We start from the raw sequence: 13,022 nt of genomic DNA, 5'->3' as shown, positions 1-13,022 counted from the left end.
CAGGCGGGCGAGGCGAGAGCGGGACGGGGGAGCGGTGATCTTTCACAGGGTGAATAGGATCTGGCACGTCGAAGCGGCCAGGAAGTGCGAGGCAGGCATGCCCCTTTTGGGGTGATGTGTGCGCGGCACGGACTGGCACGGGACGGCGTGTCCGAGAGAGCAAGTTATCGAGTGAACGAGTGTGAGTGACTGAGCGAGTGCCTCGGTGAACTGCTCGCCGCTTGTCCGGTGCGCCTTGGTTCTGCGCGCGGGCGGTGGCGGGAGAGAGATAGAGTGAACAAAGGGCGTTCGGTGGATGCCTTGGCGCCAAGAGGCGATGAAGGACGTGGCACGCTGCGAAAAGCCGCGGGGAGATGCGAGCGATCGTTGATCCGCGGATGTCCGAATGGGGAAACCCCTCCCGAATGGGAGATCCTGCACTGAATTCATAGGTGCTGGAGGCAAACCCGGGGAACTGAAACATCTCAGTACCCGGAGGAAAAGACATCAACAGAGATTCCGCGAGTAGTGGCGAGCGAAAGCGGAGCAGGCCAGTGATTGTGCGAGAAGAAGCCGAACGGTCTCGAAAGGCCGGCCAGAGCGGGTGATAGCCCCGTAGGCGTAGTGTCTGGCATGATCCTCGAGTAGGGCGGGGCACGTGAAACCCTGTCTGAACGTGGGGGGACCACCCTCCAAGCCTAAATACTCCTTGGCGACCGATAGTGCACAAGTACCGTGAGGGAAAGGTGAAAAGCACCCCGACGAGGGGAGTGAAAGAGACCTGAAACCGAGCGCCTACAAGCAGTCGGAGCACTCTTGAAGTGTGACGGCGTACCTTTTGTATAATGGGTCCGCGAGTTTCTGTTGGCAGCAAGCTTAAGCCGAGAGGTGTAGGCGCAGCGAAAGCGAGTCTGATAAGGGCGCTTGAGTTGCCGGCAGAAGACCCGAAACCGAGTGATCTAGCCATGGCCAGGTTGAAGGTGGGGTAACACCCACTGGAGGACCGAACCCACGCCTGTTGAAAAAGTCGGGGATGAGCTGTGGCTAGGGGTGAAAGGCCAATCAAACTCGGAAATAGCTGGTTCTCCGCGAAATCTATTGAGGTAGATCGTCGTCCGATTACCTTCGGAGGTAGAGCACCGGAAGGGCTAGGGGGGCCCAAAGCCCTACCAAACCCTACCGAACTCCGAATGCCGAAGAGTACAGGACGGCAGACAGACAGTGGGTGCTAAGGTCCATTGTCGAGAGGGAAACAGCCCAGACCACCAGCTAAGGCCCCCAAATCGTGGCTAAGTGGGAAAGCATGTGAGACGGCCAAAACAACCAGGAGGTTGGCTTAGAAGCAGCCATCCTTTAAAGAAAGCGTAATAGCTCACTGGTCTAATCAGCTGTCTTGCGGCGAAAATGTAACGGGGCTCAAGCCACGTGCCGAAGCTGTGGATTGCACGCAAGTGCAGTGGTAGCGGAGCGTTCCGTAGGCCTGCGAAGGGAGACCCGTGAGGGCTCCTGGAGGTATCGGAAGTGCGAATGCGGACATGAGTAGCGATAAACAGGGTGAGAACCCCTGTCGCCGAAAGTCCAAGGGTTCCTGCGCAAGGTCAATCCGCGCAGGGTGAGCCGGCCCCTAAGGCGAGGGCGAAAGCCGTAGTCGATGGAAACCAGGTGAATATTCCTGGGCCTGACAGACGTGACGGCTGCCAACCGTTGTTCCTCCTTATCGGATTGGAGGGGCAGCCAAAGCAGCCCAGGAAATAGCGCTGTCGAGAAAGACCGTACCCGAAACCGACACAGGTGGACTGGTTGAGAATACCGAGGCGCTTGAGAGAACTATGCTGAAGGAACTAGGCAAATTACTCGCGTAACTTCGGGATAAGCGAGACCCCTTCTTGCGCAAGCAAGGTGGGGTGGCACAGACCAGGGGGTAGCGACTGTTTAGTAAAAACACAGGGCTCTGCGAAATCGAGAGATGACGTATAGGGTCTGACACCTGCCCGGTGCCGGAAGGTCAAGGGGAGATGTGCAAGCATCGAACCGAAGCCCCGGTAAACGGCGGCCGTAACTATAACGGTCCTAAGGTAGCGAAATTCCTTGTCGGGTAAGTTCCGACCTGCACGAATGGTGTAACGACTTCCCCACTGTCTCCAGCATAGACTCAGCGAAATTGAATTCCCCGTGAAGATGCGGGGTACCCGTGGTCAGACGGAAAGACCCTATGAACCTTTACTGCAGCTTCGCAGTGGTGCCAGGAAGGAACTGTGTAGGATAGGTGGGAGCCATCGAAACCCGGGCGCTAGCTCAGGTGGAGGCAACCTTGAAATACCACCCTGTTTCTTTCTGGCATCTCACTGAGCCCGGTTAGCCCGGGCCAGGACCCTGCGTGGTGGGCAGTTTGACTGGGGCGGTCGCCTCCCAAAGTGTAACGGAGGCGCGCGATGGTGGGCTCAGGCCGGTCGGACATCGGCTGTTGAGTGCAAAGGCATAAGCCCGCCTGACTGCGAGCGCGACAGCGCGAGCAGAGACGAAAGTCGGCCTTAGTGATCCGGTGGTCCCGCGTGGAAGGGCCATCGCTCAACGGATAAAAGGTACTCTAGGGATAACAGGCTGATCTCCCCCAAGAGTCCACATCGACGGGGAGGTTTGGCACCTCGATGTCGGCTCATCGCATCCCGGGGCTGGAGCAGGTCCCAAGGGTTCGGCTGTTCGCCGATTAAAGCGGTACGTGAGCTGGGTTTAGAACGTCGTGAGACAGTTCGGTCCCTATCTGCCATGGGTGTTGGAGACTTGCGAGGATCTGTCCCTAGTACGAGAGGACCGGGATGGACGTACCTCTGGTGCACCGGTTGTTCCGCCAGGAGCATCGCCGGGTAGCTAAGTACGGAACGGATAACCGCTGAAGGCATCTAAGCGGGAAACCAGCCTCAAAACCAGGTCTCCCCAAGGGCCGTGGAAGACCACCACGTCGATAGGTCGCAGGTGGAAGTCCGGTAACGGATGCAGCCGAGCGATCCTAATCGCCCGATCGAACTCCATCACTCCCCCGCCGCCGCAGTCCCCCTCAACAAGGGACACCGCGCGCAGCACCAAAGCGCACCCGCTCAGTCAGCAACACACACTCACAACACCCGATACCCCGCTCCCCCCAGCCCCAAAGCCCCATAAAGCCACAAGGCCCAGATCCTCCATCACCCAGCGCATCAGGTCGGTACACTACACACACCTCCACGGTTCCCATCCGGTGGCCTGGTGGCCCTAGCGAGGCTGCCACACCCGATCCCATCCCGAACTCGGCCGTGAAACGCCTCAGCGCCCATGGTACTGCGTCTCAAGACGCGGGAGAGTCGGTCGCCGCCAGGCCGCCCGATGGGAACCTACACACACAACACACCGACCCGATCGCCATCACCGCATCACACACTCACCCAACGCGGGGTGGAGCAGCCCGGTAGCTCGTCAGGCTCATAACCTGAAGGTCACAGGTTCAAATCCTGTCCCCGCATCCAAATCCCACTTACACCATAACAATACCACAACCCCACAGCCCCCTCAGCAGGGGGGGTGGTTCTGGGGCGATCCCCAAAACCACGAACCGCCCCGTCAGACTCGGAACTTGTAGTTCTTGCCAGGTTCACGTTCGACATCTGGCGGAAAATTCGCGCGCTTGTCCGCGAAGTACTGGGCGCAGTGATCGCCATCCGAAAGCAGGTTGTACGTCAGGTACAGGATCCGCCTCGCCGCAGCGGTCATGTTTGCCTCCGAGGCATGGGGGGCATAGCTGTCGAAGAACAGCACATCACCCGGTTCCGTCGGCACGGAAATGAGATGGAACTTCGCCATCTGCTCGGCGCTTAACGGCTTCCATTCCTCCCCGATCAATCCGGCCAGACGCGGCGCGTCCGTCATCTGCAGACAGCCGTTTTCCTCCGTGGCGCGGTCGATGCAGACCAGAGCGGTGACGAAGATCGGGGCATAGACCGACCAGCCCGCCTGCTGGTCCTGGTGCGGCTCGAAACCCGCGCCGCCCGGCATCTTGAAGTTGATCTTGTCCTTGAAGAGTGTCACCGGCCCGCCCATCAGCTGGGCCACGGCCAACTCCAGTCGGCTGTCTCGGACGAGATCCATGAAGCCCTGGTGAAAGGGACAGAAGTTCTCGATGCGCTGGATCACGCGTTCGTCGCTGCGCAGCAGGCTGTCCTCACGATAGACCATGTGACGACCCGGCACTTCGGGCGCAGCCACCAGTTCGTTCGTCCAGCGCGAGATCGCAGCTGCTTCCTCGGGGCTGTAGAAGCCACGCGCCGCAACCCATCCGGTCTCCGCATAATGCGCCGCATCATCCGCGGAGAGGGGGCCTGCCTCCACCGGAACGGAAAGCTTCAGAGTCTCGTTCATGCCGGGCTCACAACCTGAAGATGTGGAAGGATCACGTTCTCCGCACGGAGGACGTCCTCGGGGAAGTCGATCTCGGTCCAGGGCAGGTCGCTGATTTCCACCGCCTGGAAACGCGCCGGCTCGGACAGGATCAGGTCACGGATCGCCTCCTCGTATTCGACACGCCTTTCCCCGCGCTGGACATAGTCCTCGCAACGAGTCGCCAGAAGCTCTGCCATCTCCGGAGAGAAGCGGAAGAAGCCCACGGACTCTCCATGCCAGTCATGCACACGTTCGGGCTTCTTGCGGAAATCCACGATCAGCCCGTCGCGGAAGCAGATTTTCACCGGCTCGTCCCCCGGCTCGATCTCCCGGTCCACCAGCAGCAGGTTCTCTCCCGGCGCGCGCAGCAGACGGCCAAGCATGGCGGGATCGTAGAGCACGTCGCCATCCATCAGCAGCACCGGCACACCCTGCCGCAGCGTTTCCGCCTGCACGGCCAGCGACACGAGGCTGCCCTGACGGAAATCCGGGTTCTCCACGAAGCGGACCTGGCCCTGCCAGTCGAGGCGTTCGACCTCTTCCCGGATCAGATTACCTTGATAACCGATGGTGATGGCCACCTGCTGGATGCCATGCGCCTTCAGGGCTACAAGGTGCCGTGCGAGAAGGCTCTGGCCACCGAACTCCAGCAGGATCTTGGGCCTGTCATCAGCACGGCCCAGACGCTGTCCGACACCCGCGGCCAGGATAATCGCGACAGCCGAACATTGCGGCGCAGCAAGATATGACGACAAATCAAGGTTTCCGTTTCTGGCTTCCGGCCCATTGAACGATAAGGATGACAGTTCGATGTAGGCAAGACCGGCCAACGGTGTCTTGGCGCACCTATCCCGGCTGTTGGGGAACCAAGCTTTGAGAAGTGATCTGGATCAGCTCGCCTCGCCGCGCCCGGACCTGTCGCGGCGGAAGGAAAGCCGCTTTGCGGCTCTGCGCCGGGAAATCACCTCGCCGACCCTTTCCTTCCTGATGGAGGCCCATGACGGCCTCTCCGCGAAGATCGTGGAGGAGGCCGGCTTCCGCGGCGTCTGGGCCTCCGGACTCACGACCTCCGCCGCGCTCGGCCTGCGCGACAGCAACGAGGCGTCCTGGACCCAGGTGCTCGACGTGCTCGAATACATGGCCGATGCGACGACACTGCCGATCCTGGTGGACGGCGATACCGGCCACGGCAACTTCAACAATGTCCGCCGCTTCGTGCGCAAGCTCTGTGAGCGCGGCATTGCTGGTGTCTGCATCGAGGACAAGCTCTTCCCGAAGACCAACTCCTTCATCGGGGAGGCGCAGCCACTCGCCGACATCGACGAGTTCTGCGGCCGCATCAAGGCCGGCAAGGACAGCCAGACGGATGACGACTTCGTCCTGGTCGCGCGTGTCGAGGCGCTGATCTCCGGACACAGCATGGAAGAGGCGCTGCACCGGGCCGAGCGCTATCACGCGGCCGGGGCTGATGCGATCCTGATCCACTCGAAGAAGGCGAAGGCCGACGAGATCTTCACCTTCGCGGAACGCTGGGGCAACCGCTGCCCGCTCGTGATCGTGCCGACCATGTACTACGCGACGCCGACGGACCTGTTCCGCCAGGCCGGCATCTCCACCATCATCTGGGCCAACCACCTGCTGCGTGCCTCGATCACGGCGATGCGCGAGACGGCGGCACGCATCCATGAAGATGAGTCGCTGATGCGCGTGGAAGGCAGCGTCGCCTCGGTGAAGGACATTTTCCGCCTCGCCGGCAATGCCGAGCTGGAGGATGCCGAAAAGCGCTACCTTCCGGCCCGCGCGGCGGCGGGCGCCGTGGTGCTGGCCGCCTCGGGCGGCGAACTCGGTGGCCTCACTGCGGACCAGCCGAAATGCATGGTCGATGTGCGCGGCCAGTCACTGATGCAGCGCCTCGTCGGCACGCTGCGCGAGAGCGGCGTCCGCGACGTATCGGTGGTGCGTGGATACCGCAAGGAAGCGGTCGTGATGTCCGGCGTGCAGATGATCGACAACGATCGCTACGCCGAAACGGGCGAAACCTGGTCGTTGGCCCAGGCGCGCGAGGCGCTCCAGGGCGAGACGGTGATCGCCTATGGCGACGTGCTGTTCCGCCGCTACATCCTGGACAGCCTGCTCTCCTCCTCCGCCGACATCGTCGTGGCGGTGGATGCGCTGGATAAGACGCAGGACAGCACCCGCCCGAACAAGCGCGACGGCGTGGTGGCCGACAAACGCTTCTCCGGCGACTATCTTGACGACGCGCCGGCGCATCTCGTCTCCATGACACATGGCGGCTCGGCCTCTGAGGAAAGCTGCGGCGAATGGATCGGCCTTGCCCGCTTCAGCGCCCGCGGGGCCCAGTGGCTGGGCGAGGAACTCGACGCCATGGCGGCCGAGGGTCTATTGGAGGGCGGTGACATGCCGCTGCTGCTAACGCGCCTCGCCGCGAAGCATCCGGTGCGGGTGAAATACTTCACCGGCCACTGGCTCGACGTGGACACGCTGACCGACCTCGCCGAGGCCCGAAACTTCACCTGAGACCATGATCACAGCATCGGAGTTCCTCCACGAAGCCGGAAAGACCGGCTTCGACTTCTACACAGGCGTGCCCTGCTCCTTTCTGACCCCGCTGATCAACGGCGTGCTTTCCGCGCCGGGCCTCGCCTATGTCGGCGCGGCCAGCGAGGGGGAAGCTGTGGCCATCGCCGCCGGTGCCTGGCTGGCGGGGCGTCGGACCGTGGTGATGTGCCAGAATTCGGGGCTGGGGAACGCGGTCAACCCGCTCACCTCGCTGAACCACCCTTTCCGCATCCCCACCCTCTTCGTCACCACCTGGCGCGGGGAACCGGGCATCCCGGACGAGCCGCAGCACGAGCTGATGGGGGAGATCACCCAGGACCTGATCGCCCTGATGCGGCTGGAACAGGCGCCTTTTCCCGCTGATCCCACCGCCCTGGCGCCGGCCCTGGCGCAGGCCGTCACGCGGATGGAGGCGACCGGGCTTCCCTATGCCTTCGTCATGCGCAAGGGCGACGTGGCCGACAGCCCGCTGGACCAGGCATCGCGGCTCCTGCCGCCGCCGGGCCGGCGCACCGACCATCCGGGGGAGGGCGGGCGTCCCGCCCGTGCCGCCGTGCTGGAGCGTTTCCTCTCCATCGTGCCGGAGGACGCGGCGGTCGTCGCCACCACCGGCAAATGCGGGCGGGAACTCTTCACCCTCGCGGACCGGGAGCAGCATCTCTATCAGGTCGGCTCCATGGGCGGGGCCAGCGGCATGGGGCTGGGCATCGCCCTGAACAGCCCGCGGCCCGTGGTGGTGCTGGATGGCGACGGCGCGGCGCTGATGGAGCTCGGCAGCCTCGCCACGATCGGCGCCCATGCGCCGGGGCGGCTGGTCCATGTGATCCTGGACAATGGCGTGCACGACTCGACGGGCGGGCAGGCGACGGTCTCCGCCTCGGTGGATTTCGCCGCCGTCGCGCTGGCCTGCGGCTATCGCGCCGCCTTCTCCTGCGCCTCGCTGGACGGGTTCGAGGCCGCGTTCCGGCAGGCTCTGGCCAAGGGTGGTCCGGCGCTGATCCATGCCCGGATCGCCCCTGGCTCCATGGCGAAGCTGGGCCGGCCCACGGTCAAGCCGCCGGAGGTGGCGCGGCGTTTCCGGGCCTTCCTCGCCCGGCCCCTCGCGGAGGCACCTTCCGCGTGATCTGGTCCACCGCCCTCAGCCTCGTCATCGGCCTCGCCGCCTTCCTGACGCTGATCCTCACCAGCGACCCGGCCCAGATCCTGGCGCTGCTGCTCCAGACGGGCTGGGGCCTGCTGCTGGTGGCGGCGCTGCATGTGCCGCAGATCTTCTGCTCCGCCCTGGGCTGGCAGCCGCTGATCGAGGACTCGCGCAGGCCGGGGCTGCTGACACTCACCAAGCTGCGCTGGGTGCGGGAATCGGCCAATGCCATGCTGCCCTTCGTGCAGGTGGCGGGCGAGTTGGCGCGGGCGCAGCTTCTGCTCCGGCGCGGCGTCGGGCGCATTCGCGTAGTGGCCAGCATCGCCGTCGATCTTGCCACGGAGATGGCCTCGCAGATCGTCTTCTCGCTCATGGGCGTGGCCGTGCTGCTGCTGATCCCGCATGAGGGCGGCGACACGGTGACGCACTGGCTGATCGCGGCCACGCTGCTGGGCGGCGGCCTGACCGTCGCCTTCATGCTGGCGCAACGTTTTGGCCTGTTCCGGCTGGTGGAGAAGCTGCTGCCGCGCTTCGCCGCCCGGGCCGGCTGGGCCTCGCTCGGCGACATGACCGGGCTGAACGAGGCCGTGCTGCGCCTCTATCGCCAGCCGGCGCATCTCTGGCGAAGCGGTGCGGGGCATCTGGCCTCCTGGCTGATCGGCGTGGTGGAGACCTGGGCGGCCATGTGGCTGCTGGGCATCGAGGCCAGCTTCGCCGAGGCCATGGTGATCGAGAGCCTGGGCCAGGCGGTACGCAGCGCCGGCTTCTTCATTCCCGGCGCACTGGGCGTGCAGGAGGGCGGCTATGTCCTGCTCTGCGGCCTTTTCGGCATTCCCGCCGACCAGGCGCTGGCCCTGGCGCTGATCCGGCGGCTGCGCGACATTGCCCTGGGCCTGCCGGGGCTGATCGTCTGGCGCTGGGATGCCTCCGGACCCGGTTTCGGCGGCCCCGCGCTGGCAGGTGGAATGGGAAAGCACTGAGATGACGGCCGGACCGACTCCCATCCTCCTGACGCCGGGCCCGCTGACCACGCAGCTCCGGACGCGTCAGGCCATGCTGCGGGACTGGGGCTCGCGTGATCCAGGCTTCATCGCCCTGACCGCGGAGCTGAGGCAGCGGCTGCTGGATGTCACGAAGGGGCAGGGGAGCCATGTGGCGGTGCCCCTGCAGGGTTCCGGCACCTTCATCGTCGAGGCCGCGATCGCCACGCTGGTTGCGCCGGAAGACAAGCTGCTGGTCCTCTGCAATGGTGCCTATGGCGAGCGCATGGTCGCCATCGCCCGCCGCATGGGACGGCAGGTGGAGGCGCTACGCTGGCCGGAGGACCAAGTGGTGGAACCCGCCCGCGTCGCCGAGGCGCTGCGCGGCGATCCCGCCGTTACCCATGTCGTGCTGGTCCATTGCGAGACCACCACCGGCATCCTGAACCCCCTGCCGGAGATCGCCGCCGCCGTGGCGCAGGCGGGACGGCACCTGCTGCTGGACGCGATGAGCAGCTTCGGCGCCCTGCCGATCGACCTGTCCGCTCAGCCGGTGGCGGCGGTGCTGGCCTCCTCCAACAAATGCCTGGAGGGCGTGCCGGGGATCGGCTTTGCCCTGGTGCGCGAGGAGGTCCTGGCGGCGCGAAAGGGCAACAGCCCTTCCGTCAGCCTGGACCTGGAGGCGCAGTGGCGCGGCTTCGAGGGCAATGGCCAGTGGCGCTTCACCCCGCCGGTGCAGGTGGTCGCCGCGCTGGTCGAGGCATTGCGGCTGCTGGAGGCCGAGGGCGGGCCGGAGGCGCGACGGGCGCGCTACGGCAACAATCTCCGCACTCTGCTAGAGGGGATGCGGCGCCTGGGCTTCACCCTCTACCTCGATGAGGCGGTGCAGGCGCCCATTATCGCCACCTTCCGCTCGCCGGAGGACTTCGACTTCCGGCGCTTCTACGACGCGCTGGCGGAGCGTGGTTTCCTGATCTACCCGGGCAAGCTGACCCAGGCGGAGAGCTTCCGCATCGGCTGCATCGGCGCGCTGGGGCAGGGGGATTTCGAGCGGCTCCTTGCCGCCGTGGAGGAGGTCCAGGCCTCCGCCTGACCGGAGGCCGGGGCGGCTATTGCAGGGCGCCCCATCTCGCTGTCGCGGGCTCCGCATTGGCCCATTTCCAACCGCTGTCCTGCCGGCAGATCATGCCCAGGAAGGTCTGTGCATCCCCTTCCACGGTCAGCGCCAGCTCGCGGCAACGCGTCAGGGGGGAGTCGATCTCCCGCACCACCTCGACTTTCCCCTTCGCGTCCGCATAGCCGAATGGCAGGGAGTGCTCGACCTCCCAGGCGACCGGGACGCCGGGCGCCGCCGTTCCTGCCGCCGCGCTGATCGCGTCCTGCTCGCCCTGGTGCAGCTTGCGGGTCACGTATTTCACGGTCGCGTTGGTGCCGGCCTCGACCCCCACCGCCACGGCATAGCCCACCGCCGGGTTCGTGGTCGCCGCGCCGGTGGCGATGCCGGCGATGCCGCCGACGATGCCGCCGGCGGAACTGCATCCCGCGAGCATCCCGGCAGAAAGCAGGGCCAGCCAGCCCCCAGTCCTCACTGTGGCCCTCACTGGAGCGCGCCCCAGCGCTCGGTAGCGGGCTCGGCGCTGGCCCAGGACCAGCCCTCCTTGTTGCGGCAGATCGCGGCGGTGAAGAATTCCTGCTTCACGCCCTGCTTCGCCTGCTCCTCGACGGAGAAGATGATTTCGCGGCAGCGCAGGTCCTGGCCGCCGATCTCGCGGACCACCGTGACCTTGCCATGCTGGTCCGGGAGGATGGCGGTGTCGTGGACGACCTTCCAATCCGCCACCTGGCCCAGGGGCACCGGACCGGCGGCATCGGCGATGGCCTGTTGCTCGGAATGCTGGGCCTTGCGGAAGGCGTATTGCAGTCCGGCCTGGGCGACCGCGCGGACGCCGAAGCCAATGCCGGTCGCCACGGCGCCGTTATCCGTCACCGCCGTCGCCAGGGCGGCGCCGCCGATGCCAGCGACATCGGCCGTGCCTTCCTGCAGCAGCGACTGGCAGGCGCCAAGGCCCAGCAGGGGCGTGAGAAGAAGCAGCCGGACGAGCCGGGACTGGGAGCGACCGGAGGCTTCCATGCCGTGCCTGGGTATCCTTGGAGAGATGGAAAGGTAGGAGCGGTTCAGGAGGCGATCCGGTCCCGCCGCCGCCCGGTCAGGCCCAGCCAGAGGGCGGCCAGCGGCGTGATGACCGCGGCGGCCCAGAGCATGGGCTCGGAAAGGCCGAGCCAGACCAGGACGGGCACGAAGACCATGGCATCGTCCGGATCGACGGTCAGGCCCGGCGCGATCTGGTAGCCGCGCAGCTCGCCCAGCTTCAGCACGTTGAGCTGCCAGAACAGCGCCCCGATGCCGAGGCCGGCCACCACGCCCAGCAGCGGCCCGGTGAAATCCAGACTGTGCATCAGCCCCACGCCGATGCCGATGAAGGCGATGATGTTCGAGGAGCAGTCGCTGATCAGGTCATAGCGGTGGCCACCCGCGCTGAACTGCCGGGTCTGCCGCGCCAGCTCGCCATCCGCCCGGTCGAGCAGCATGGAGAACAGGAAGATCCCGCCTCCGATGGCGGGCCAGGGCGCGGGGCCAGCGAAGGCCAGGGCGGCGGCGATACCGCCCAGCAGGCGCAGCGTGGTGATCTGGTTGGGGGTCACGCCGGTCGGTGCGACCCGCCGCACCGCCGGCCGGACGATGCGGTGGATGATGGTGTCGTGGCTCACGGGGAGGGTCTCAGGCGGCCTGGGCCGCTTCCTTGGGCTTCGGATCGCGCATGAATCGGCGCGCGATCCGGATGAAGAAGGGCACCGTCGTCGGCCGCAGCAGGCGGGGATCGTAGCCGCCCAGCCGCCGGTCGTTCTCGGCGAGGCAGATGTCGATCAGCTCCGCCGCGCTCATGCTGACGCCGATGGACTGCGAATTGGCGGTGAAGTTCGTGTCCTTGGAGGCGCCGCTCATGTCGCGCGCCATCACCAGCCGGTCCCAGACCAGCACCGCCCAGACGGCGGCGGTCTTGGCGAGGAAATAGGGCTTGCGCCACAAGGGCTGCTGCTTGCGCTTCCATGCCGCCCAGTTGGCGAAGAAGAGGATGTGCCGACTTTCCTCCTGGATCACCGGCTCGAAGGTCTCCACCAGGTCGGGCGGGAAGAAGCCGGAGCGCCGCGCCGCCTCGAACAGGCCGAAGGCAAAGAAGCTGTCGATGCACTCACTGTAGCCCGTGCGCATCCAGCCCCATTCGGTGTCCTGGAAGCCCGTGTATTCCGGCTCCGGCTCCAGCACCACGCCATAGGCCTCGACGAGGTTGGACAGCACCACCTTGTGGCGCGCCTCCTCGTTCCCATCCATGACCATCGCTTCCTTGAGCAGCGGGTCCTGGACGGTGGCGGCGTAGTCGAGCACGCGCAGCGAGGCGCGCCCCTCGGTCTGCACGGCGATGTCCCAGATCGGCAGACCGGTGAGGCGAGCATGCGCCTCCGGGTCCAGCTTCGGCCAGTCCAGCACGCGCGGCTTGTAGGGGTTGTGCGTCTCCAGCAGCATCCGGGCGAACATCACCATGTGGTCATGGCTGCCGATGCGGATGCGGCCGGGCTTGTCGAAGGTCCAGTAGCGTGCGGTCTTGTCGGCCGCGGCCACGATCATGCTGTTGAGCGGGACATCCCATTCGGCCGGGTGTTCGGCATTGCCGTCGAACGCTCCGGGCGGCACGGGTCTTGACGACATGGGCAACACCGATGATAGCGCCGGGCAACCCCCGACCGGCTTCCTTTGCTTAGCCACCGCCCGGCCGGGACGCAACGTCACGACCTCGTCACATCCCTGGGTGCCGCCCCGGCCGTCGGGCCGGAAGCAAGGGGAACGGGGGCAGGCGGCGCGCCACCGGCTCTCG

General features: G+C 65.6%; 10 protein-coding genes, 1 tRNA gene and 2 rRNA genes. 7 read left to right on the top strand and 6 right to left on the bottom strand.

Translation table 11 applies throughout. From position 1 onward, the window contains the following. The first annotated feature begins 268 nt into the window (after nt 1-268). From RGI145_RS09915 to RGI145_RS09905, 3 genes are all read left to right on the top strand, one after another. Nucleotides 269-3,011 (top strand): 23S ribosomal RNA (locus RGI145_RS09915). Between the two features lie 207 nt (nt 3,012-3,218). Next, nucleotides 3,219-3,333 (top strand): 5S ribosomal RNA (gene rrf / locus RGI145_RS09910). Between the two features lie 69 nt (nt 3,334-3,402). Further along, nucleotides 3,403-3,479, top strand: a tRNA-Met gene (locus RGI145_RS09905). A 94-nt stretch (nt 3,480-3,573) separates the two neighbouring features. Here the strand turns inward: RGI145_RS09905 and RGI145_RS09900 are convergent. Together RGI145_RS09900 and RGI145_RS09895 are read right to left on the bottom strand one after the other, a co-directional pair. Then, nucleotides 3,574-4,368: a phytanoyl-CoA dioxygenase family protein gene (locus RGI145_RS09900; RefSeq protein ID WP_237183036.1), complete on the bottom strand. Its 795-nt coding sequence runs from the start codon at nt 4,366-4,368 to the stop codon at nt 3,574-3,576. Next, the gene (locus RGI145_RS09895) at nt 4,365-5,219 is read right to left on the bottom strand and encodes a phosphocholine cytidylyltransferase family protein (RefSeq protein ID WP_237183035.1); all 855 of its coding nucleotides are present in this window, start codon (nt 5,217-5,219) and stop codon (nt 4,365-4,367) included. Before RGI145_RS09895 ends, RGI145_RS09900 begins: the two co-directional genes overlap by 4 nt. Nucleotides 5,220-5,262: 43 nt before the next feature. On the opposite strand from RGI145_RS09895, the gene aepX reads away from it, so the two are divergent. Genes aepX through RGI145_RS09875 form a run of 4 tightly spaced genes read left to right on the top strand, consistent with a single transcriptional unit; the run spans nt 5,263 to nt 10,183 of the window. Further along, nucleotides 5,263-6,927: a phosphoenolpyruvate mutase gene (gene aepX / locus RGI145_RS09890; protein ID WP_083670582.1), complete on the top strand. Its 1,665-nt coding sequence runs from the start codon at nt 5,263-5,265 to the stop codon at nt 6,925-6,927. Between the two features lie 4 nt (nt 6,928-6,931). Continuing rightward, nucleotides 6,932-8,092: a phosphonopyruvate decarboxylase gene (gene aepY / locus RGI145_RS09885; protein WP_075798195.1), complete on the top strand. Its 1,161-nt coding sequence runs from the start codon at nt 6,932-6,934 to the stop codon at nt 8,090-8,092. After that, nucleotides 8,089-9,090, top strand: a complete 1,002-nt coding sequence (locus RGI145_RS09880; protein ID WP_075798194.1) for a lysylphosphatidylglycerol synthase domain-containing protein — start codon at nt 8,089-8,091, stop codon at nt 9,088-9,090. The genes aepY and RGI145_RS09880 overlap by 4 nt, the downstream gene beginning before the upstream one ends. A 1-nt stretch (nt 9,091) precedes the next feature. After that, nucleotides 9,092-10,183, top strand: coding sequence for a 2-aminoethylphosphonate--pyruvate transaminase (locus tag RGI145_RS09875; protein ID WP_075798193.1), 1,092 nt, complete (start codon nt 9,092-9,094; stop codon nt 10,181-10,183). A gap of 16 nt (nt 10,184-10,199) precedes the next feature. Here the strand turns inward: RGI145_RS09875 and RGI145_RS09870 are convergent, their stop codons facing one another. The 4 genes from RGI145_RS09870 to RGI145_RS09855 are packed head-to-tail and all read right to left on the bottom strand — an operon-like array spanning nt 10,200 to nt 12,856. Next, nucleotides 10,200-10,679: a hypothetical protein gene (locus RGI145_RS09870; protein WP_208863863.1), complete on the bottom strand. Its 480-nt coding sequence runs from the start codon at nt 10,677-10,679 to the stop codon at nt 10,200-10,202. 8 nt (nt 10,680-10,687) lie between these two features. Continuing rightward, a complete protein-coding gene (locus RGI145_RS09865) occupies nt 10,688-11,221 on the bottom strand; it encodes a hypothetical protein (protein WP_075798191.1) in 534 nt (177 codons plus the stop codon). Nucleotides 11,222-11,265: 44 nt separating this feature from the next. Continuing rightward, the gene (locus tag RGI145_RS09860; protein ID WP_075798190.1) at nt 11,266-11,859 is read right to left on the bottom strand and encodes a CDP-alcohol phosphatidyltransferase family protein; all 594 of its coding nucleotides are present in this window, start codon (nt 11,857-11,859) and stop codon (nt 11,266-11,268) included. A gap of 10 nt (nt 11,860-11,869) precedes the next feature. Further along, nucleotides 11,870-12,856 carry a ferritin-like domain-containing protein gene (locus RGI145_RS09855; protein ID WP_237183259.1) on the bottom strand — a complete coding sequence of 329 codons (987 nt, stop codon included), beginning with the start codon at nt 12,854-12,856 and terminating at the stop codon, nt 11,870-11,872. Nucleotides 12,857-13,022: the final 166 nt, after the last annotated feature.

The sequence above is a fragment of the Roseomonas gilardii genome (genome assembly GCF_001941945.1).
Lineage (GTDB): Bacteria > Pseudomonadota > Alphaproteobacteria > Acetobacterales > Acetobacteraceae > Roseomonas.
The sequence above is the reverse complement of the archived record's forward strand: the minus strand, read 5'-3'. Positions and strand labels throughout refer to the sequence as shown.